This window comes from Streptomyces sp. NPDC046308 (assembly GCF_055588065.1).
Genome location: NZ_JBVJFB010000010.1, coordinates 24,080 through 44,455, shown reverse-complemented (window position 1 = coordinate 44,455; position 20,376 = coordinate 24,080). Strand labels below are relative to the sequence as shown.

Annotated in this window: 17 protein-coding genes and 1 pseudogene; 10 read left to right on the top strand and 8 right to left on the bottom strand. The window is 69.1% G+C overall.

Features of this window, described 5'->3' with window-relative positions; translation table 11 throughout:
• Positions 1 to 172: 172 nt before the first annotated feature.
• The 4 genes from ACZ6JT_RS31705 to ACZ6JT_RS31690 form a co-directional block, all read right to left on the bottom strand.
• Positions 173 to 1,306: a transglycosylase family protein gene (locus tag ACZ6JT_RS31705; RefSeq protein ID WP_469215111.1), complete on the bottom strand. Its 1,134-nt coding sequence runs from the start codon at positions 1,304 to 1,306 to the stop codon at positions 173 to 175.
• Between the two features lie 117 nt (positions 1,307 to 1,423).
• Complete coding sequence (locus tag ACZ6JT_RS31700; protein ID WP_469215109.1) at positions 1,424 to 2,773, bottom strand: FG-GAP-like repeat-containing protein; 1,350 nt, start codon at positions 2,771 to 2,773, stop codon at positions 1,424 to 1,426.
• Between the two features lie 146 nt (positions 2,774 to 2,919).
• The gene (locus ACZ6JT_RS31695; protein WP_469215107.1) at positions 2,920 to 3,096 is read right to left on the bottom strand and encodes a hypothetical protein; all 177 of its coding nucleotides are present in this window, start codon (positions 3,094 to 3,096) and stop codon (positions 2,920 to 2,922) included.
• A gap of 222 nt (positions 3,097 to 3,318) precedes the next feature.
• Positions 3,319 to 3,615, bottom strand: a complete 297-nt coding sequence (locus tag ACZ6JT_RS31690) for a hypothetical protein (protein WP_469215105.1) — start codon at positions 3,613 to 3,615, stop codon at positions 3,319 to 3,321.
• Positions 3,616 to 3,790: 175 nt separating this feature from the next.
• Between ACZ6JT_RS31690 and ACZ6JT_RS31685 the strand changes: the two genes are divergently transcribed.
• Together ACZ6JT_RS31685 and ACZ6JT_RS31680 are read left to right on the top strand one after the other, a co-directional pair.
• Entirely contained in the window at positions 3,791 to 4,789 is a 999-nt protein-coding gene (locus tag ACZ6JT_RS31685; protein ID WP_469215103.1) for a helix-turn-helix domain-containing protein, read from the top strand.
• A gap of 75 nt (positions 4,790 to 4,864) precedes the next feature.
• Positions 4,865 to 5,117 (top strand): annotated as a pseudogene (locus ACZ6JT_RS31680) (IS5/IS1182 family transposase); the annotation flags it as partial.
• Between the two features lie 15 nt (positions 5,118 to 5,132).
• Here ACZ6JT_RS31680 and ACZ6JT_RS31675 read toward each other — a convergent pair.
• Positions 5,133 to 6,596, bottom strand: a complete 1,464-nt coding sequence (locus ACZ6JT_RS31675; protein WP_469215101.1) for a pentapeptide repeat-containing protein — start codon at positions 6,594 to 6,596, stop codon at positions 5,133 to 5,135.
• Positions 6,597 to 6,855: 259 nt separating this feature from the next.
• On the opposite strand from ACZ6JT_RS31675, the gene ACZ6JT_RS31670 reads away from it, so the two are divergent.
• The gene (locus tag ACZ6JT_RS31670) at positions 6,856 to 7,191 is read left to right on the top strand and encodes a hypothetical protein (RefSeq protein WP_469215099.1); all 336 of its coding nucleotides are present in this window, start codon (positions 6,856 to 6,858) and stop codon (positions 7,189 to 7,191) included.
• A gap of 56 nt (positions 7,192 to 7,247) precedes the next feature.
• Positions 7,248 to 7,505 (top strand): hypothetical protein, encoded by a 258-nt coding sequence (locus tag ACZ6JT_RS31665; protein ID WP_469215097.1) that lies wholly within the window; start codon positions 7,248 to 7,250, stop codon positions 7,503 to 7,505.
• A gap of 64 nt (positions 7,506 to 7,569) precedes the next feature.
• Here ACZ6JT_RS31665 and ACZ6JT_RS31660 read toward each other — a convergent pair whose 3' ends face one another.
• Together ACZ6JT_RS31660 and ku are read right to left on the bottom strand one after the other, a co-directional pair.
• The gene (locus ACZ6JT_RS31660) at positions 7,570 to 8,103 is read right to left on the bottom strand and encodes a hypothetical protein (protein WP_469215095.1); all 534 of its coding nucleotides are present in this window, start codon (positions 8,101 to 8,103) and stop codon (positions 7,570 to 7,572) included.
• 150 nt (positions 8,104 to 8,253) lie between these two features.
• Positions 8,254 to 9,219: a non-homologous end joining protein Ku gene (gene ku, locus ACZ6JT_RS31655; protein WP_469215093.1), complete on the bottom strand. Its 966-nt coding sequence runs from the start codon at positions 9,217 to 9,219 to the stop codon at positions 8,254 to 8,256.
• Between the two features lie 618 nt (positions 9,220 to 9,837).
• On the opposite strand from ku, the gene ACZ6JT_RS31650 reads away from it, so the two are divergent.
• From ACZ6JT_RS31650 to ACZ6JT_RS31635, 4 genes are all read left to right on the top strand, one after another.
• Complete coding sequence (locus ACZ6JT_RS31650) at positions 9,838 to 10,668, top strand: endonuclease VII domain-containing protein (protein ID WP_469215091.1); 831 nt, start codon at positions 9,838 to 9,840, stop codon at positions 10,666 to 10,668.
• A 618-nt stretch (positions 10,669 to 11,286) separates the two neighbouring features.
• The gene (locus ACZ6JT_RS31645) at positions 11,287 to 11,889 is read left to right on the top strand and encodes a hypothetical protein (RefSeq protein WP_469215090.1); all 603 of its coding nucleotides are present in this window, start codon (positions 11,287 to 11,289) and stop codon (positions 11,887 to 11,889) included.
• A 584-nt stretch (positions 11,890 to 12,473) separates the two neighbouring features.
• Entirely contained in the window at positions 12,474 to 13,460 is a 987-nt protein-coding gene (locus ACZ6JT_RS31640; RefSeq protein WP_469215088.1) for a PASTA domain-containing protein, read from the top strand.
• Positions 13,461 to 13,684: 224 nt separating this feature from the next.
• Positions 13,685 to 15,646: a tyrosine-type recombinase/integrase gene (locus ACZ6JT_RS31635; RefSeq protein WP_469215086.1), complete on the top strand. Its 1,962-nt coding sequence runs from the start codon at positions 13,685 to 13,687 to the stop codon at positions 15,644 to 15,646.
• Here the strand turns inward: ACZ6JT_RS31635 and ACZ6JT_RS31630 are convergent.
• Positions 15,639 to 16,259: a DUF6000 family protein gene (locus ACZ6JT_RS31630; protein ID WP_469215084.1), complete on the bottom strand. Its 621-nt coding sequence runs from the start codon at positions 16,257 to 16,259 to the stop codon at positions 15,639 to 15,641. The two genes, ACZ6JT_RS31635 and ACZ6JT_RS31630, sit on opposite strands and share 8 nt — an antisense overlap.
• 363 nt (positions 16,260 to 16,622) lie before the next feature.
• Between ACZ6JT_RS31630 and ACZ6JT_RS31625 the strand changes: the two genes are divergently transcribed.
• Both ACZ6JT_RS31625 and ACZ6JT_RS31620 read left to right on the top strand, forming a co-directional pair.
• The gene (locus ACZ6JT_RS31625) at positions 16,623 to 20,075 is read left to right on the top strand and encodes a DNA polymerase III subunit alpha (protein WP_469215082.1); all 3,453 of its coding nucleotides are present in this window, start codon (positions 16,623 to 16,625) and stop codon (positions 20,073 to 20,075) included.
• Between the two features lie 5 nt (positions 20,076 to 20,080).
• Positions 20,081 to 20,356: a hypothetical protein gene (locus ACZ6JT_RS31620; protein ID WP_469215081.1), complete on the top strand. Its 276-nt coding sequence runs from the start codon at positions 20,081 to 20,083 to the stop codon at positions 20,354 to 20,356.
• Positions 20,357 to 20,376: the final 20 nt, after the last annotated feature.

The following is a 20,376-nucleotide window of genomic DNA, read 5'->3' as shown; positions in this document are numbered from 1 at the left end:
AAACGGAACACCTCATCGCATCTGAGGTGCTGGCCAGGCGGGGCGGCCATTATCGGCAGGAGCGGCTGGGACCGGTCCAGGGCCTGGATCTGCGTTTTTGAATTCTCAGCTCGTGAGGCGGCCCGCCCGGCCTGACGGCCGGGCGGCTTGTCGGGGTTTGGCGCGGGGCTGGTCAGATGAGGTGGCTCATTCCGCCCCAGCCCTGGCCGATCTTGACGCCGCTCTTGAGGCTGTTGCTCATGCTGGCGTAGTGGTACAGGTCGCCGCTCGAAGCGATGGTGGCGACGACGTCGGCGCGGCCGTCGCTGTCGATGTCGGCCAGGGTGAGCTTGTCGATGCCGGCCCAGTTCTGGCCGATCTGGATGGCGGGGGCGACTCCGGTGCTGGTGCCGACGTAGAGGTTGAGAGCGGCGGTGGAGTTGACCTGCGCCACCAGGTCGGCGAGGCCGTCGCCGTTGAAGTCACCGGCGGCGAGCTTGGACATACCGGACCAGCCCTGCCCGATCTGCTTGGTGTAGTTCACGTCCGTGCCGGTGCCCGTGTAGAGGCGCAAGGTGGCGTCGTCTTTGCGGACGGCGACGATATCGGCCTTGCCGTCGCCCGTGAAGTCACCAGCGGCGAAGTCAGACATGGCGTTCCAGCCGGTGCCGATCTTCGTGGTGGACTTGAACCCGCCACCGCCGTTGCCCAGGTAGAGGTACAGGTCGCCGGTCGAGGCGTCGCGGGCGATCAGGTCGCTGTCGCCGTCGTTGTTGAAGTCGGCCGCCTTCACCTTGTCCATGCCGCCCCAGCCGGCGCCGACCTCGTGCGAGGCGAAGTCGCCCGAACCGTTGCCCGCGTACATGCGCAGCTTGTTGTCGCTCCGGGTGATGCCGAGGAGGTCGCCGTTGCCGTCGCTGGTGAAGTCGTGGTCGTGCTGGACGGCTGGCTGCGTGGGGTAGGGGTTTTGGTTGTCGGAGCCGAGGCCGGCGGCCGGGCCGCAGGTGGGCCAGGCGCCCTCGCCCTGGCCGGCGAGGACCTTCTCGCCGATGAGTATCTGTTCCTTCTTGGAGGCCTGGTGGGGGTAGGAGGCGTACGTGCCGCCGCCGTAGGCGTCCCAGGTGGACTTGGAGAACTGCAGGCCGCCGTAGTAGCCGTTGCCGGTGTTGATGGACCAGTTGCCGCTGCTCTCGCACTGGGCGACCTTGTCCCAGGTGGCCACGGAGGCGGCGGAGGCGGGGGCTGCGGCGGCCAGGGGGATCAGGGCGCTGAGGGCGGAGGCGGCGAAAAGTGGCAGGGCGGATCGGCGCAGGGCGTGCTGGGGCATGTCGGCGGACCTCATCTGGTGTGGCGTGGAAGCGGGCAGGCGGGAAGCAGGGGTGGGTGCGGGGGCTCGGGGGCCCGTTCCGGAAGGACGGGCCCCCGAGCGCTGGCTGGACGCCGGTTAGATGAGGTGGCTCATGCCGCCCCAGCCCTGGCCGACCTTCACGCCGGCCTTGAGGCTGTTGCTCTGGCTCTTGTAGAGGTACAAGTCGCCGGTGCTCGCGACGGTGGCGACGACGTCGGCGCGCCCGTCGCTGTCGATGTCGGCCAGGGTGAGCTTGTCGATGCCGGCCCAGTTCTGGCCGATCTGGATGGCGGGGGCGACTCCGGTGCTGGTGCCGACGTAGAGATTCAGGTCGGCGGTGGCGTTGACCTGCGCCACCAGGTCGGCGCGCCCGTCGCCGTTGAAGTCACCGGCGGCGAGCTTGGACATACCAGACCAGCCCTGCCCGATCTGCTTGGTGTAGTTCACGTCCGTGCCGGTGCCCGAGTAGAGCTGGAGGGTGGCGTCGTCCTTGCGGACGGCGACGATGTCGGCCTTGCCGTCTCCGGTGAAGTCACCCGCGACGAAGTCGGAGATGCTGTTCCAGCCGTTGCCGATCTTCGTGGTGGACTTGAAGCCGCCGTTGCCGTTGCCCAGGTAGAGGTAGAGGTCGCCGGTCGAGGCGTCGCGGGCGACCAGGTCGCCGTCCCCGTCGTTGTTGAAGTCGGCCGCCCTGATCTTGTCCATGCCGCCCCAGCCGGCGCCGACCTCGTGCGAGGCAAACTCGCCGTCGCCGTTGCCGGCGTACATGCGCAGCTTGTTGTCACTCGCGCTCACGCCCAGCAGGTCGTCGTTGAGATCGTTGGTGAAGTCCCGGTCGCCCTTGCTGTACGAGGTCGGGGTTGCGCCGAGCGGGCTGACGTAGGCGCTGATGCGCTGGCCGATGGAGCTGGGTGTGTCGCCCACCTGCTTCTGCGAGGCGCTCACCGCGACGTCGGCTACCCGGTCGCTCCAGTTGCCGTGGGTGGTCATGATCGAGCCGTCCGAGTTGACGGCAGTCACCATCCCGACGTGGCGGGCCCAGCTGTTCGAGTACTCGAAGACCACGGCGTCTCCGACCTGCGGCTGGTAAGAGGACGAGGTGTGCAGGGTGCCGTTCGCCTGGCCGTAGGAGTAGAACGAGGAGGCTCGGGCGTCGGTCCCGTTGACATTGAAACCCGAGTTCTTCCAGACCCACTTCACGAAGTCCGCGCACCAGGGCTCCGCCTCGGTACCGGTGGAGGTGTTGCAGCTCGTCAGGAAGCCTCTGCCGCCCAGGCTGTTGGTGGAGCAGGCGTTGTCGCCGACCTGAGCCCGGGCCAGGGCAGCGGCCTGGCTGGTGGTGTCGGCGAAGGCGGGGGCAGCGGCAATGGTGAAGGCGTAGCCCATGGCGGCGAGGGTGACACCGGCGGCGGAAAGGTTACGGCGAGCACGAACGGACGTGGACATGACAGATCCTAGGGTCGGGTACTGCTGGGAGAAGGTGGTGGGGCCGCGCGGTTCGTGCGACTGCTGCCCTGCAGGAGCAGCGGTCGGGAGGTGAACCGGAGCGAAAGAGGGGATGGAGCCGGATCGGGCTGGGGCCCGTGGAGGGCCTACTGCCAGATCATGTCGTCGGTAGCGCCGGCGACAGGCTTCTCGCCCAAGAGGGCGGCCGCGGTGAAGTTCGTGGTGGCCGCGCCGACGGCGGAGTCTGCGGCCAGGGCGGCGGCGGGAGCGGCGAGAGCGAGGGAGGCGACCGCGGCGGCCAGAGCGATACGGGTGCGGATCACGGCAGAAGTCCTTTGCTGAGTCGGAGCATTCGGGTGGCCCGAACCGGTCTGCATCCCGCGGTGATGCGTCCTCGGTTCTTGCCTGCCGGTCGGTGTTCCCTTCCGGTGATCACTACTTTCGTCGCTGGTCAGAGGCGTTGGAAGAGCTTCCGGGTGGACCAAATGGGCCGTGGCCCTTTCCGTCCATCGCTACTTGCGGCGGGGTCCGGAACCACAGGTCATCTACTCGAAGGCGGGTGCCAGCAGGGGGGCTTGGGCCTCAAGGAGGGTCCAGCCGCTGAGTTCGGGGCAGTTCAGCAGGGCGCGCAGGCACACCTTGCGCGCCGCCGCCTCCGCCTCCAGCAGTCGGTCCGACAGGAGGTACAGCCCGAGGACGGGATGGGGCAGTACGTGTTCGTGGACGGACACGTGCTCGACACGCTCCTCAGGCAGGGCCTGGCCCAGGACGAGAGCATGGGTGTCAGGGGGAAGGACTGCGGCGCCACCGAGCGCCTTCAGGCTCGCGTGGATGAGATACATGTGCCGACTCAAACAGGTTTGCCAGCCTCACGTCACTACGGGAAGAAGGCCTCTTTGGGCCCTGGACCCTTTCGGCCAGGACCTGGCGGGAGGGTGATCGCTCACGAACCGCTATGGCATGATCACGAAACCTGCACGAGGTTGCTGGGGAAGTCTCTTACGGGGGGGGTTGGAGATGCTGGCCGCACTGGGTCTCGACACACATGCGGAATCCGTCTACCGCGCCATGCTGGCAGGTCCGCAGGGCGGCGTGGCCGCTCTGGCCCAGTCCACGGGTCTCCACGAGGCGCAGGTGCGCGACGCGCTCGACCTGCTGAGCGAGCTGGCGCTCGTACGGCCGTCCGCCGAACAGGAGGGCCGGCTGCGGGCCGTCTCGCCGGACATCGGCATGGAGATCCTGATGGCCCGCCAGCAAGCCGAACTCGCCGCCCAGCAGCAGCGGGTGGAGACCTCGCGAGCCGCCGCGGCACAGCTGATCGCCGAGTTCGCCGATCTGCGGCCGCAGGCGCCCAGCCCGGGCGTGCAGCAACTGGTCGGCCTGGACCAGATCCGCGAATGCCTGGCCCGCCTCACCCGGGAGATGACCACCGAGGTGATGACCTTCGCACCCGACGGAGCCCACACGCCGGAGTCCATCGCGGCGGCCCGTCCGCTCAACGATGAGCTGTTGGAGCGCGGGATCCGGATGCGGACGATCTACCTCGACAGCGCCCGCAACAGCACGCACACCGTCGAGTACGTCAATTGGCTGTCGGAGCGGGGGGCGCAGATCCGCACCGTGCCCGTCCTGCCCACCCGGATGATCATCACGGATCGTACGGCCGCCGTCATTCCCGTCAACAGCGACGACACCGCCGCCGGGGCCGTGGTCCTGACCGGGCAGGGCACCCTCACCGCGCTGTGCGCGCTGTTCGAGACCACCTGGGCGGCCGCACAGCCACTCGGGCAAGCGGGAGCCCGGGATGCCCAGGGTCTGAGCGGGCCGGAAGCCACCACGATCCGACTGCTCTCCCAGGGCTTCACCGACGAGGCGATAGCCAAGCGGCTCGGCGTCTCGCAGCGCACAGCGCGGCGGATCGCCACCGACCTGATGGAACGACTGGGAGCGCGCAGCCGCTTCGAGGCAGGGGTACGGGCGGTGCAGCACGGGTGGCTGCCGACGCAACCCATCTGAGAGACGGACATCGAGTGCCCCACCCGGTGCGCTCAGCGGCCGGCTGCTGGGCTGCGGTGCAGGTTCGGCTGTTGGGGGCGGTGCCGCGGCGGGCTGACCACCAAAGTCCACCTGGCAGCCGATGGCCGGTGCCGTCCGTTGTCACTGCTGGTCGCAGCGAGGCGCCGCCATGACTCTCTCTACTTCGAGGCCGTCATGGCCGGCATCCGCGTGTCCCAGGATCGGAAACGGCAGGCCTAGGACGAGACCGGACAGCGTGGGCGCGGACCGGACGTACTCCTCCCGCATGATCCGCACCTATTTGCGCCGTTGCGGGATCACTGCGGTTTGACGTCGATGTTCCTCAACCCCCGGATCGCCACGTTCGGGCGGACAACCTTCCCGGCTCAGGCCTTCGCGGGTACCACTCGGGAGGCAGGATCAGCCCGTCGGGCAGGGGTTTGTCGGACGGTGGCACAAGACCCGATGGCGGTTGCCCGCTCGCAGCCGACAGGTCGACCTTGGCACCGAAGAACGCCGCGCCAAGGAAGGAGACCTTTGAGCCGATGAACCCGGCCCCCCGGAAAGTGACCTGGCTGTCGGAGAACTTTGTGCCGCAGTACTCCACCACGCCAGCAGAAAATCTTGCGCCGCGGAAGGAGACCGTGGCGCCGGAGAACGCCGCGCCGCCGAAGGAGACCGTGGCGCCGGAAAACTCTGCGCCGCGGAAGGAGACCGTGGCGCCGGAGAACGCCGCGCCGAGGAGGACGGTGCCGCCGGAGAACACGCCGCAGAAGTCGACCCCGCGGCCGAGGAACCTTGCGTCGTTGAAGGTCACCGTGCCGGCAGAGAACCGCGCGCCACGGAAGGAGGCTGAGGTGTCGAGGAAGTTCGCGCTGAAGTCGATTAGGGCGCCTGAGAAGGTCGCGTCCCTGAAGTCGACTTCGCTGTCGGAAAACGTGGCGCCGCGGAATGTGACCTCGCCGTCGGAGAACGTTGTACCCCTGAAGTCGACCCTGACGTCGGAAAACTTCGTGTCCTTGAAGTCGACTCGGGCACCAGAGAAGGTCGCGTCCCTGAAATCGACCCTGCCGCCGGAGAACTTTGCGCCGCTGAAATCGCCTCCGTCGAAGACGACACCGGTGAAGTCGAAGCGAAGCCCTTGCCACGAGTGTGGATGGTCGGATACCAGACGCAGGTGGTCGCGGATGAGACGGATGACCGTGTGTCGGACTTGCCGCAGGGCCAGGTACGCGTGCCGGGCCTCAGCCTCGCCGTCGGACAGGTCAGCCTCAGCACTGTAGGGCAGGCGAAGGTAGGCGCACAGCACGTCGATGCAGGTCTGCTGTAGGTCGGGGGTGGGGGCGTCGTCAGCGAGGCTGGCCAGGGCATGTACGGCGCCGAGCCGGACGGCCTCGGACGTTTCGCCGAGTTGGGAGACAGCCTTGGTGAAGCGTTCTGTATGCAGGCGAGTGTCTTCGCGCAGGGCTCCGGCCTCGTCAACGCGCTGACGCCGATAGCCATTGACCAAGGCGACCAGGGCTCCGGCGCCCGCGACCACACCGAAGGAGACTTTCACAAGATCGAACAGCTCCCTGGAGCCGATGCGCTGCTCGGGTGCCAGCCCCTGGACGCCGAGCAGCTTCCACCCGGCGTAGAACGTCACGGTGGCTGCGAGGATCGCGGCGGCGAAGGCCAGAACAAGCACGCTGTGGATCGGCCACAACCCTGGGCGGCCTTGCGGTTCCGGCTCGCGGCGTCGGCGGACCGGCCAAAGGCGCAGGCGGCGCTGCTGTCCCGGCCGACGGCGGGGCAGAAGTGCTGACATCGCACCATCACAACATCATTCGCCGCCACTCATGGTGGCAGCGCGCCGCACCCGACGACCCCTTTCGCCGGGATGCCGCATCGTTCGACCACGCGTTCACCGAAACCGAGCAAGCCGCGGCGGCCCAAACCCGACCGAGCAGGCTGGCGACCCGTTCCCTCCGAGGAGGTCGGTAAGGCCGAGTACCGCCACGGCCCCGCTGCAGGACCTCGCGCGGGCCTGGAAGACCGCCGAGGGCGTACGGCAGTGGGCCCTGGACTTGTGTGGCCGAGTCGAGGAGGAACTCGCCGCCGGGCAGCTGGGCGAGGCGGCCGGGGAGTGGATGAACGGACGCTACGCGATGGCCGGACTGGCGGTGCTCAGCACGCTGAAAGAGCGCGACTGGCCACTCGCCCAGCACGCCCTCGACAGCTTGGTGCTGGTCTACCAGCTCGGGGAGTACCGGCGGCTCGACCGCCTCGTTGCCGGCTGCCAGTGGCACCTTCTCGCCACTGAGGGGCTGATGCCGCCGCCCATGCGCGAGCTTCTCCAGGACCTCATCAGCCGGGACGTGCCCGGTGCCGGGGCGGGGGTCGTTGTCAGACCGGCCTCGTAGCGTCGATGGCGAGGGTCCGGACCGGACGGGGCCCCGGAGGAGCGAAGGAGCGGGCCATGGGCGAGATCAGCATCGAGCGGCAGCATCTTGACCGGCTGCTGGCCGACAGCGCGAGCACGTATGGCGCCCCCTACCAGCGGGCCTTCGCCGAACTCGCCGAAGCGCGACGGGGCCGGCCTGTCGCCGAGATCCTTCCGCTGCTGCGTCGCGCCGCTGAGGACGCGCTGCTCGGCTTCACGGACGTGGATCTGCGCGAGCAGGCCGAGGCCATCAGCACGGGGGAGCCGTACGTCCTGCGCGTGACGGTGGCCTGACCCCAGGACCTCCCGGGACGGCCGTCTGCCAGGTATGGGGCATGGACCACCTGGGCGGCAGGCCTCAGCGGGCCGATCCGAGGAGGGAGGGGGAGGGCGCGAAGTGCAGCTTCTGGGGTCCCTTCCCGTCGCCCTTCCAGTCAAGGAACACGATCACGTCGGTGAAGAGGCGCTCGCGGCTTGGCCAGTGCGAGGAGTAGGACGCGGGAGTGATGGACCCGTCCTTCGCCTTGTTCAGGCGCTGGGCCAGATCGGTGCGCCGCGTCACGGCCACACCGCCCCCCTCGATCATCGCGGTCACCTCGGCGTTCGTACCGGTGGCGTTGAAGATGGAACCCGCGTCACTGGAGGACTCGGGCAGGTCCCAGGAGATCGTCGCCCAGTGCCGGATGTTCGCCCCGGACTCGGTCACGCACGCCTTGACGGTGAAGTCCCAGTTGTCGGGCAGGGGGCCGCTGTAGGCGGGGTTGTCGACGGTCTTGGACGACACCTTGCAGCGCTCCACCGCGTACGCGGGGCCGCCCCCGGCAATGGCCGCCGTAATGGTGGCCGCCACCAGCACCGCCGAGAGTCGCACGGCGGGAAGTGTCCTGAGCATGGGTGCGCCTCCACAGGTCGAATGCCCAGGACAACGAGGCGATGCCTGGAAAGAAGCGTGCTGGCGCGGGTGACGCGCGTGTAGCCGGTGACGGCGCCGATCGCCGTCACCGGCTACCTCAGGCAGGAGCCTTGAATCGAATCCCGTCGGTCACTTCCTGCGGCCTGGGTGGGAGAGGGCCTGCACGAGCTGGTCGTGGTTCATGGACGAGCGGCCTGGGATGCCGGCCGCGGCTGCCTTCTCGTACAGCTCCGCCTTCGTCAGTGCCATCAGCTCCCGGCCCTTGGCCGCCGGTCCGGAGCGCGCCTGCTTCTTCGCGGCCGGCGCCTTCTTCCCGGCCGCCGCCCGGGAGCCGGGCGAGGTGGCCTTGTCGCCGGTGTCCTTGGGGCTTCTGGCTCGCTCGACGCTGGCGCGCAGGGCCTCCATGAGGTCGACGGCACCGGTCGGCTGCGCCGCGGGTTCGGCCTTCTCCACCGTCTCGCCGGAGGCCTTCGCCTTAACCAGGGCCTCGACCTTCTCGCGGAAGGAGTCGTGGAAGGCCTCCGGCTCCCACTCCATGGCCAGGGCGTCGATCAGCTGCATGGCCATCTTCACCTCCGCCGCCGTCGCCTCGACCTTCCCCGGAAGGTCGGGCACCTGGGCGTGCGGATCGCGCAGCTCGTCGGCCCAGTGCAGCGTGTGGAGGGTCAACAGGCCCTCCGCCTCCTCCGCCTTCAGGGCGACCAGGTACTCCCGCCCGCGCATCACGAAGGTGGCGATGCCAGCCTTGTTCGACTCGGCCAGGGCGCGCTCCAGGAGGGCGTAGACCTTCCCGTACTGGGCTTCCCGGGGCCCGAGGAAGTACGTCTTGTCGAAGAAGACAGGGTCGACGGTGTCCAGGTCGACGAAGCCGGCGACGTCGATCGACCGGGACCGGCCGGGAGCGATCTCGTCGAGCTCCTTAGGCTCGACGATCACGTACTCGCCTCCGGTGTCGAACCCCTTCACGATGTCCGCCAGGTCCACCTCGCCGCCGGTGCGCTCGTTCACGCGCCGGTTCCGGATCCGGTCCGAGGTCCCGCGCTGGAGCTGATGGAAGCGGATCGTGTGGCTGTCGGTGGCCGTGTAGAGACCCACCGACAGACGAGCCCGAACGCCAAGACCCCCGTCCACACCGGTCTGGCCATCGCCCGCACCACCCTTCACGAGGTCCACCAGGGCGTCTATCCACCCTGCGCCGGCACGCCCCATCACCCCCACCGGCAACGCCGGCCCGGCCCCGCGGCTCAGACCCTCTTTCGGCGGGACAGGGAAGCCTTCACCTGGGCCGTCAGGGCCCTTCCACCTCGCCGCGCTCCCGTGTCCAGGAGCGCACCGTGTGCTCGCCCTGGGGCCCGTCCTCGACCAGCACTGGCGGAGAGGCGGTATTCCGAACCTGCGCTATTCCCGTGGCAGCGATGTTGCACGCTGCCCCGTCACGCTCCGGCCAGCCAGCCGTCACCACTGAACTGCAACTGATCGAATCCCAACCCCACTGACCGTGCGGCCGGGGCGGCTTCGCTTGAGAACGTGTCGGTAGCCTGTGTCGCACATCGATGCTGGCGATGGTGCTGCGGGGGGAGCGGCCATGACGGAGAGAGCGCAGACGTTGTGCAGCGAGGGGATGGTAGGAAGGTCCACGGCAAGGGTCCTCTCTGCCAGGCGTGCTACCGCCGGAAGCGTCGAACCGGCACCGTAGAGAAACAAGGGCCAAAGGTGTTGACCCTGCAGGTAGTTGCTGCCAACACCGTGATCTCTGGCAACGGCTGCCACCTGTGGAGTGGGTCCACCGACTCCACGGGGTACCCCCGCTTCTACGTGACCGAGGGCCAGAAGCTGATCAATGTACGCCGCTGGGTGATGCAGGAACACGGCCAGGACGTCGAGGGTAAACAGGTTGAGGACACCTGTGACAGCAAATCCTGTGTTCTCCCGGAACACCTGGTTGTTGTAATGCCCCACACTACGACGAAGACGCGGGCGGGCCAGCAACGCATGCGGGCGATCGAGCGAGGTGACGTCTGCGACAACGGACACCCGTGGCTGCCCGAGACAACGTATTTCTACCCGGAGGAGAGTTCCTATCCGGGAAAGAAGGTATGCAAGGTCTGTCGAGTCAACTGGAACCACGCACGCCAGGGAAGCGCTCCAGTTGACACGATAGGGGTATGGAACCGAGACAAGACACACTGCGCTCAGGGGCATCCGTTTGATGAGGAAAACACCTTCTTCAAGCCGGACGGCGCGCGCGGATGCAAGAAATGCAACAACGACAGTCGACGGCGAGCTATGTACGGCACAGAGCCTGAAGAATTCCTCAGGATGCTGGAGATTCAGAGCAACTGCTGCGCTGTATGCAAATCAGGGTTCGCTGAAGATAACCGGCCGCACATCGACCATGATCACTCTTGCTGTCCAGGAAAGAAGTCGTGTGGAGAATGCGTGCGAGGACTGCTTTGCGGTCGCTGCAACACCGGGCTTGGGCAATTCAAAGACTCCATGGACTCGCTTCGCGCAGCTATAACCTACCTCGAGTCATTCCACTGATCACTGAACTTCCCCCGTGTTACCAGCACCCGTAGTCAAGGGGTCTTCCAGTCATGCGGTATCCGCCAGTTCCACTGGTGGAGATGCGGTATTCCGAACCCGCGCTATTTCTGCTGCTGGGACTGACTCCATCGGGGCGGGGGCGCACTGCGTCGGGTCACTGTTCGACGGCATGGCCCTCGCCGCTGGGCGTCCGGTGAAGTGTCGAGGTGTCGTCCACTGCTCCCCGGCTCCATGCGTGGCGGAGTCCAACAACGAGGCCCACAAGTACCGGTCGGCACAATCGCCTTGCGGATGCGCCGGGGCGCTGCATCTGCTCGTCCCGGACGCCAACAGTCTCTCCCTGAAGACCCGGCGGGGCAGGCGCCGACGCGCCGGGTGGGCAGGATGGGTCCGGCATCGTCCTACGGGTCGGCAGAGGCCGTCGTCCGGGGAGGCGAAGGCACGCGAACGCAGGTCAGCGGCCCTTTACGCTGCTGCAGTGCCTTGATCGTGGGCTCTGGTGTTGTTCGGCTTTCAACGTGTATGTTGAGCGCCGCCAGCTCCCGGCGTCAGTGTGAGAACCCCACTTCACCGCACCAAGTTGGGGCCACCTCTCGCTTGCGACTGGAGCAATCCATGACTGCGCCCACCCCTGCGCCCGGCTACCCGCAGCAGCTCGACGCTGCTCCCGCCCCCACAGCACCGGGAGCCCACCCTCCCTTTGCTCCGCGGCCGGAGGCTGGCCCAGGCAAGGTCGATGGGCAGCTCAACGCCAAGCAGAAGACCGTCCTCGGGTGCGGAGGCATGGTTGCCTTCTTCCTGATAGCCGCGGTGGTCGCTGCTGCTGTGTCACCCCCCGAGGCCAAGTCGGCCGAGGCCAAGCCCGCTCCCACCGTCACCGTCACTGTTACCGCAACCGTCACGGTCACCGCACCTCCGCCCGTGGCGGCCAAGGCCCCCGAGCCGTCGCCCTCGCCGACGCAGGAAACAGCGCCGCAGACGGCGCAAGTCCCTGACATGACCGGTAAGTCCGGTGACCTGCTCGTGGAAGCCCTCAAGACGGCCGGCTTCGCTGACGGTTACAAGGCCACCTCGTTCCACGACGTCAGCGGCCAGGGCCGCACGGTACTGCTCCTGACCAACTGGAAGATCTGCGAGCAGGACCCGAAGAACAAGGCCGTCTCCGTCACCGAAAAGATCTCCGTAGGCGTGGTCAAGTTCGGCGAAACCTGCCCTTAACCACCACAGCTGAACCGCCCGGCCGAGCCACCTGCACGGCGCCGCGGCCACCCCGCACCGGGGCGGCCGCGGCGATGTTCGCCGAATGCCAGCTGTGCGGATTCCGGAGCGGCCACGCCGCGCCTGGACTCTCTGCTCACAAGGGAGGCCGCAGCCCCGGCCGGCTCAGTCGGCCTCGCTGTTCGCGTTCGCCGCAGAGGTTCAGCAGCGGCGCATCGGGCCATCCCCGAAGCGGAGAGCAGGCAGACGCAGCCGGGCAGGCCCGGGTGACCGAGCACCGTTGAGTCCTCACCTGTCTGTTTGCAGGGGGCGCCAGGGTTGAATCACGGCGCTTGCTCGCCGGTCTCGACATCCCGACGGGCCCACGCCCGTCCTGGGCGGAGGGTTCGTATGTCGGTCGGCGCGGAAGCGGTTCGTCTTTCTCGCTACGATCCGGCAGTGCATCGATACTTTCTGTTACTGAGGAGTCTGCAGTGGCCTACGGCCAGCCGCCCTACCCTTACGCCCCTCCACCTGCCCCGATACGCCCCTGGTGGCAGACCTCGAAAGCCCGTCTCGCGTTCATTGGCGCGGCGGCCGTCACCATGGCGATCGTCGAGGGACTCGGCATCCTCCTCATGTTCGCCTCCATCGCTATGATCTGGATTAGCACGGGCGGGCTGCGGCATCCGTGGAAGGTGTGGCAGCGGATCGCCGCAACGGTCGGCACCCTGCTGCTCTGCCTGATCGTGGCCGGCATCGCGCACCCGGTGAAGAAGAAGGACGATGCGAAGCCGGCGGCGGCACCAACGGCGGCTGCCACGTCGAAAGCACCGGCGACTCCCGCACCTGCGGCTGCGCCACAGCTGGGGGACTACGCGGGCAAGGCGCTGAGCGAGGCACGCAAGGGCGCCGAGGCGGCCGGGTACACGGTCGGCAACCGTGATGCTTCGAACGAGTCCCGTGAGGTCGTCCTGGCAGGGAACTGGACCGTGTGCTTCCAGAAGATCTCCGACCTGGCCGAAGGAAAGAAGGGCGTCGACTTCTCCGTGGTCAAGGAGGGCGAGCCGTGTCCGAAGGAGGACGGCGGCGCCCTGCCCTGGCCCGTGCTGCCGAACGTGGTGGGCGCCACCTATAACAAGGCGGTGGCGGACCTCACGGCGGCAGGTGTGCCGCTCGAGCGGGTGAAGCTCGAGGACGTCTACCTGGACACTGACACGCCCACCGCTGAGCAGGCCGCGAAGGACGGCGAGGAGTGGCACGTCTGCTTCCAGGACCCAGGCAAGGACGGCAAGGTCACCTCGACCACGACGGTCCGTCTGGACCTGGGCCGGTGGAGCGACGCATCCCTGGTGAAGACGTGCCCCGCTGCGAAGGGCACCACCTACCAGATCCCGGCGAACGATCCCGACTACAAGCGTCCCGAGCCCTCGGGAGGCGATGACGACTCGTCGAGCCAGGGCGGGTCGACGGGGGGCGGTGCGAAGACCGTGCATCCGGGGGCGTTCTGCTCGCCGGCCGGAGCGGTCGGCACGGCGAACAGGAAGACGTACACCTGCAAGGGACCAGGTCAGAACCGCTGGCGCCAGTAGCCTGCGCCCACTCGAAGCCCCTCCGGCCGGCGGCCGGAGGGGCCCTCCATGTTTCGGGGTACGGGCGGAACAGTCCCACCGCCGGAGCCACCAAGAGCGTTCGATGAAGCCAGGGGCGCAGGTGCGGGCGAGACGAGCGGCGCTGCTCGGCCACCCGGGCCTTCCAGCGCGCCGCAACCCGGCTCGTGTGCCGCGACCCCGAGGGCTTCGCCCGTCTGAGGGAGGTGGCCGGCGATGAACGGTGGGCGTCACCAGGCGGGGGCCGGGCCCGCCGCGCGCTCACCCGGATCATGCTGGCCAAGGGCGGCGGGCTGGCGGACATCACCGTCGGCGACGCGCTCGAATACGACGCCGGCCTCCGCGCGAGCACTCACGGCGTGGGCAGCGGCGGCACCCTCTACTACGCGTGGCTGCGCGAGCTGGGACACCTGCCAGCCGACGCCCCCACCACGTTGCGGTTCCTGGAGCAGGTCACCGGCCAGCTCACCTGCGTCCAGCTCGTCGACCGCCACCCCGTTGCCTCCCCGGGGATCAGGGCCCTGCTGATCGACTACCTCGAAGAACGCCGTCCCCGCCTGGACTACTCCACCCTCGACAACCTCGCCCGGCACCTGACCAGGAACTTCTGGTCCGACATCGAACGCCACCACCCCGGCATCGACACCCTCCGCCTGCCGGCCGAGGCCGTCACCGACTGGAAGGAACGCCTGCGCACCCGCGTCCAACGACGCCGGCGCCCGGACGGCTCCATTGAGGAGACCGTCGTGGAACGCGCCGACCGCACGATGGTCTTCATCTACGTCCGCGCCTTCTACCTGGACATCGCCCGCTGGGCGACCGAGGAACCCACGCGCTGGGGGCCGTGGGTGGCGCCCTGCCCGATCAAGGTCGCCGAGACCGCCAACCGCAAGCGCGTCACCCGGACCAAGGCCCGCATGGACCAGCGCACCCGCGAACGCCTACCGGTGCTGGAGGCCTTCGCCCGGGCTGCCGCCGACCACCACCGCCTGCGCGCGGCCCACCTGGAGATCGCCCGCGCCACCCCGCCCGGCGCCCGCTTCACCCTCGACGGCGCCCTCTACATTCGGGGCGCGAATCCAGCCGGCGCCGCTGCCCGCGACGAGCAGGGCCGCCTCGTGCATCTCGACCGCGCTGAGCACCGCGCCTTCTGGGCCTGGGCGACAGTCGAGTTCCTGCGCCACACCGGCGCCCGCGTCGAGGAGATGCTGGAGACCACCCACCACGCGATGATCCAGTACCGGCTGCCCACCACCGGCGAGATCGTCCCCCTCCTGCAGATCGCCCCCTCCAAGAACGACGCCGAGCGCGTCCTGCTCGTGAGCCCCGAGCTCGCCGACGTCCTGGCCACGATCATCCGCCGCGCACGCGACCCCAAGACCGGCCTGATCCCCCTGGTCACTCGCTACGACAGCGAAGAACGCCAGTGGGACCCGCCCGCACCCCTGCTCTTCCAGTACAACCGCGGCGGTGAACCCTCCGTCATCCACTCCCAAACCATCCGGGAGATCCTCAAGGAGACCGTCGCCTTCATGCGGCTGACCGACGCCACCGGCCGCCCATTGGTCTTCACCCCGCAGGACTTCCGCCGGATGTTCATCACCGACGCCATCCGCACCGGCCTGCCACCCCACATCGCCCAGGTCATCGCCGGCCACGCCAACATCAACACCACCATGGGCTACAACGCCGTCTACCCCACCGAGACCATCGAAGCCCACCGCGCCTTCATCACCCGGCGCCGCACACTGCGCCCCGCCGAGGAGTACCGCACCCCCACCGACGCCGAGTGGGAGGACTTCCTCGGCCACTTCGAACGCCGCAAACTCTCCGTCGGCACCTGCGCCCGCGCCTACGGCACCGCCTGCATCCACGAGCACGCCTGCGTCCGCTGTTCCCTCCTGCGCCCCGACCCCGCCCAGCGCGGCCGGCTCGTGGAGATCCGCGACAACCTCCTCGACCGGATCGCCGAAGCCGAGCGAGAGGGCTGGCTCGGCGAAATCGAGGGCCTGCGCGTCAGCCTCGACGGCGCCGAATCCAAGATCGACCAGATCGACTCCGCGCCGGGCAGCGTGGCGATCAACCTCGGCATGCCGCGCAAGGCCCCGGCTCACCCCGCCCAGAAGAAGGGAGCAGAGCAGACGGCTTCCAGCCGTCAGGTCACCTGAGTTCCGTTCTGGCGAAGAGTTCGGCGCACTCGCTGGCGAAGGAACAGAGCTGGTCTACGACCTGCCGGTACTCCTGCGGATCCCGCACCGGGTTCGGCGTGGCAGCAGTCCACTGCTGCCATAGTCCGCCGGGCGCAAGGTATGGCGCTGCCCGCTCGGTCCCAAGGACGCGATCGAGGTGAAGCAGGGTGCTAAATACCGCGGTTTGGTCCCAGCGGAGGTCGGGTTCAGGCAGGTAGCGATCAAGGTATTCGCAGAGCAGATCGGCGTCTGCGCTGGTACTGAAGCTGGCAAGAGCGATGCAGAGAGAACCTTGGTAGGGGCCTCCGCTGGCCAGCAGCAGTTCGCCGATGCGGCTCCGGAACTCGGTCCTCCCGGCCACGGCAACCAGCCAGGAGGCAGTCGTGCGCTCTCGCCACCCGCCCTCAAGAAGGATGCCGAGTTCCGTAGGAGTGATCTCCCCGGCAGCCTGGACCAGCTCCCTCACGAACAGGTCGCGCTCAGGTCCGCTCAACCGCAGTGAGCTTCCGCCCAGCAGCATGTACCGCCGGCCAGGCGCGACGAATCGCCGGACCAGGTCCATGAGCTCGGGATCGGTGCTGGCATAGCGCATGGCTGCATCCTTGCCCGGCGAGGACCCAGCTGCCAGCGGTTTACACAGAGCCTCGAGTAGCGATCGCTAGTTCAGAGAAGTGACCAGGCCGAAGGAGATCGCACCGGACCAGATCGGACGCATACGCACCTCCACGCACGAGCCCCCTCCCTCCAGCGTTGCACCGCGCCGGTCCTGCCGCGTGAAGTGCAGGTCCGTACGAGCGGCCCGCTCGGGCGTCAGCTTCCCCGTGCTCCGTCCCAGCTGCCGGGCGCATGACTACGGCGGAGTAACCGATTCGCCTTGTTCGATTTCCGTTCGATACTTTGGAGGAGGGGAATCCAGCCATAACGGCTGAAACTGTGCGTTCGCGGGAGGTGTGCCATGGGCTGTGGGGTGCACCTCCACGTCGCCAGCGGCTTCTCCACCCGCTACGGCGCCTCCCACCCCCATGACCTGGTGCGTCGTGCCGCCGAGCGCGGCATCGACACCCTCGCGCTGACCGACCGGGACACGGTGACCGGCGCGGTGCGCTTCGCGAAGGCCGCCCTGGAGGCCGGGATCCGGCCCGTCTTCGGCGTCGACGTCGCCGTCGCTCCCCACACCCCGGCCCGCCCCGTCTCCGCGCCCCGGCCGCGGACTCCCGCGCGCGGCGGTGCGCACGTGGTGGAGCCTGCGCTGCGCGTCACCCTCCTCGCGCGCAGTGCCGCGGGGTGGGGGCGGCTATGCCGTCTGGTGTCCGCCGCGCACGCGGGTGCCGGCGGGGGAGCGCCGGTGGTGTCCTGGGAGGTGCTGCGCCAGTACGCGGGCGAGGAGCTGGTGGTGTTGCTGGGGCCGGTGTCGGAGCCGGTGCGCGCGCTGTCCGCGGGGCGCCCCGATGTCGCCGAGCGGCTGCTCGCGCCGTGGCGGGACCTCGCGGGCGGGAACCTGCGGCTGGAGACGGTGTGCTGGGGCGTTCCCGGCACGGGGCCGGGGTCGGTCCGGCTGGCCGCCCGCACCCTGGGCCTGGCCGACCATCTCGGCGTTCCCGTGGTGCTGACGAACGCGGTCCGCTACGCCGATCCGGGCCAGCACCGGATCGCCGATGTCCTGGACGCCGCCCGGCTGCTGCGGCCGATCGACCGGCGCCGGCTGGACTGCGGCCGGCGGTGGCTGACCGGCGCCGAGCAGATGGCGGCCGCCGCCGAGCGGATCGCCGAAGCGGCCGGCGCCGGCCGTGGGCGGGCCGCCGGCCTGCTCGCTGAGACCGTCCGGACCGGCGAGGCGTGCGTGGTCGACCCGGTGGCGGATCTGGGTTTGGGGCGGCCGCATTTTCCCGAGCCGGAGGTCGTCGGCGCCGAGCCGGGCCCGGGCGGGGCGATGCGGCTGCTGCGCCAGCGGTGCGAGGCGGGCATGTTCGCGCGCGGTTTGGACGGCGACCGGCGGGCGGTGGAGCAGCTGGAGTACGAGCTGTCGGTGATCGGGGAGCTGGAGTACGAGGCGTACTTCCTCGCGGTCGCCCAGGTTGTCGCCGATGTCCGGGCGATGGGGATCCGGGTCGCGGCCCGCGGCTCGGGGGCCGGGTCGATGGTCAACCACGCCCTGTTCGTGGCGACGGCGAACCCGCTGGACCACGACCTGCTTTTCGAGCGGTTCCTCTCCGTCCGCCGGCGGTCGCTGCCTGACATCGACGTGGACGTGGAGTCCGCGCGCCGCCTGGAGGTCTACGACCGGATCATTGAGCGGTTCGGTACCGACCGGGTTGCGGTGACGGGGATGCCGGAGACCTACCGGGCTCGGCACGCCCTGCGCGATGCCGGTCTCGCTCTCGGTATTGCCCCGCAGGTCATCGACCGGGTCGCGAAGGCCTTCCCGCACATCCGCGCGTGCGACATCCGCGACGCGCTCACCACGCTCCCGGAGCTGAAGCAGCTGGCGGCCGAGGCGGAGAAGTTCGGGCCGCTGTGGGAGCTGGCCGAAGGCCTCGACAAGCTGCCCCGCGGGATCGCCATGCACCCGTGCGGCGTCATCCTGTCGAATGCCGCGCTGCTGGACCGGCTGCCGGTGCAGCCGACGCCGGGTGGGTACCCGATGGTCCAGGCCGACAAGGAGGACGTCGAGGACCTCGGCCTGCTCAAACTGGACGTGCTCGGGGTGCGGATGCAGTCCGCGATGGCCCACGCGGTCAAGGAGATCCGCCGGACCTCCGGCCGGCAGATCGACCTCGACAACCCCGACCACGTCCCCCTCGGCGACCCGGACGCCTTCGACCTGATCCGCGCCTCCGACACCGTCGGCATGTTCCAGCTCGAATCACCCGGACAGCAGGACCTCGTCGGCCGGCTCCAGCCCCGCGACGTCCAGGACGTCATCGCCGACATCAGCCTCTTCCGCCCCGGCCCGGTCAAGGGCGGCATGCCCGCCCTCTACATCGCCGCCCGCCACGGCGCCGCCCCCCAATACCCCCACCCCGACCTCATCCCCGTCCTCGCCTCGACGTACGGGGTGACGATCTGGCACGAGCAGATCATCGACATGTTCGCCGTCCTGACCGGCTGCGACCGAGCTCTCGCCGAGATCGCCCGCCGCGCCCTCGCCGACAGAGACCGCCTGCCCGCCGTGGAGGGATGGTTCCGGCGCGAGGCCAGCGCCCGCGGCTACACCCCCACCGTCCTCGATGAGGTGTGGGAGGTGATCAAGGGGTTCGGCGCGTACGGGTTCTGCCGCGCGCACGCGGTGGCGTTCGCGGTGCCCGCGCTGCAGTCGGCGTGGCTCAAGGCCCACCACCCCGCCGCCCTCTACGCCGGCCTCCTCGAGCACGACCCGGGCATGTGGCCGCCCCGCGTGATCGTCTCCGACGCCCGCCGCCACGACATCCCGGTCCTGCCCGTCGACATCAACCACTCCGCCGCCGACTACCGCATCGAGCAGACCGGCGACGGCAGGTGGGGGGTGCGGCTGTCGCTGTCCTCGGTGCGGGGCATCAGCGAGGACCAGGTCGCCCGGATCGCCGCCGGCCAGCCCTACAACGGCCTCCAGGACTTCTGGACCCGCGCCCGCCCCGCGCTGCCCATCGCCGAACGCCTCATCCAGATCGGCGCCCTCGACCCTCTGCGCGGGCCGCTGACCCGCCGCGACCTCCTCCTGCAGGCCGCCGAACTCCACTCCCACACCCGCGCCCGCCCCGCCGACGGCCAGCTCCCCCTCGGCGGTGAACTCGTCACCGCGGAGCCGTCCGGGCTGCCGGAGATGACCAGCCGAGAAGCCCTCACCGCCGAGATCGACGTGTTGAAGATCGACGTCTCCCAGCACCTGATGACCCACCACCACCGGCTGCTCCGCGAGATCGGCGCCACCGACGCCGCCCACCTCGCGACCATGCACCCCGGACAGAAAGTCCTCGTCGCCGGCGTGCGCGCCTCCACCCAGACCCCGCCGATCCCGTCCGGCAAGCGCGTCATCTTCGTCACCCTCGAAGACGGCTCCGGCCTGGTCGACCTCGCGTTCTTCGAAGACAGCCACGACGCCGTCGCCCACACCGTCTTCCACTCCGCCCTGCTGCTCGTCCGCGGCACCGTCGAAGCCCGCGGCCCCCGCCGCACCGTCGTCGGCCAGATGGTCTGGAACTTGGAAGAACTCGCCGCCGCCCGCCGCGACCACGGACCCGAAGCCGTCCTCAACCTCCTCGGCCAGGACCACCTCGCCCCCACCCCCGCCGGCACCCCCGAACGTCGGCGGACCCTCACGAACGGCACCAGCGGCGCCCGCCTGCACCCCTACGCCGACCTCCAGCCCGCCGGCACCCGCTCCGCCGACCTCACCACCCTCGGCTACACCAGCCCCGGAAGCCCCGGGTGACCACCATGACCGAACGCCGCATCCTCAACGCCCACTTCCACCTCACCCCCGGCGCCCCGCCCGAGCTGTACGAACAGCTCCTGGCCCTCGCCGAAGACATCACCCCGCGCGTGCAGGTCATCGAGCCGGACGCCGCCCACCTCGACATCACCGGCGCCCTGCGCTACTGGCAACGCGACCCCGCAGGCCTCGCCGCCCTGCTGCGCCTGCGGACCCTGGCCCTCCACGGCATCCAGACCACATGTGCTGTCGCCCCCAACCGAATCCGACAGGTTCCGTGATTCTTGGAGGAGCTGGCCCT

What these genes read in the sequence shown, in the direction of transcription:
- ACZ6JT_RS31705 (WP_469215111.1), bottom strand. Translation starts at nt 1,306, where the DNA reads ATGCCCCAGCACGCCCTGCGCCGATCCGCCCTGCCACTTTTCGCCGCC.
- ACZ6JT_RS31700 (WP_469215109.1), bottom strand. Translation starts at nt 2,773, where the DNA reads ATGTCCACGTCCGTTCGTGCTCGCCGTAACCTTTCCGCCGCCGGTGTC.
- ACZ6JT_RS31690 (WP_469215105.1), bottom strand. Translation starts at nt 3,615, where the DNA reads ATGTATCTCATCCACGCGAGCCTGAAGGCGCTCGGTGGCGCCGCAGTC.
- ACZ6JT_RS31685 (WP_469215103.1), top strand. Translation starts at nt 3,791, where the DNA reads ATGCTGGCCGCACTGGGTCTCGACACACATGCGGAATCCGTCTACCGC.
- ACZ6JT_RS31675 (WP_469215101.1), bottom strand. Translation starts at nt 6,596, where the DNA reads ATGTCAGCACTTCTGCCCCGCCGTCGGCCGGGACAGCAGCGCCGCCTG.
- ACZ6JT_RS31665 (WP_469215097.1), top strand. Translation starts at nt 7,248, where the DNA reads ATGGGCGAGATCAGCATCGAGCGGCAGCATCTTGACCGGCTGCTGGCC.
- ACZ6JT_RS31660 (WP_469215095.1), bottom strand. Translation starts at nt 8,103, where the DNA reads ATGCTCAGGACACTTCCCGCCGTGCGACTCTCGGCGGTGCTGGTGGCG.
- ACZ6JT_RS31645 (WP_469215090.1), top strand. Translation starts at nt 11,287, where the DNA reads ATGACTGCGCCCACCCCTGCGCCCGGCTACCCGCAGCAGCTCGACGCT.
- ACZ6JT_RS31640 (WP_469215088.1), top strand. Translation starts at nt 12,474, where the DNA reads ATGGCGATCGTCGAGGGACTCGGCATCCTCCTCATGTTCGCCTCCATC.
- ACZ6JT_RS31630 (WP_469215084.1), bottom strand. Translation starts at nt 16,259, where the DNA reads ATGCGCTATGCCAGCACCGATCCCGAGCTCATGGACCTGGTCCGGCGA.
- ACZ6JT_RS31625 (WP_469215082.1), top strand. Translation starts at nt 16,623, where the DNA reads ATGGGCTGTGGGGTGCACCTCCACGTCGCCAGCGGCTTCTCCACCCGC.
- ACZ6JT_RS31620 (WP_469215081.1), top strand. Translation starts at nt 20,081, where the DNA reads ATGACCGAACGCCGCATCCTCAACGCCCACTTCCACCTCACCCCCGGC.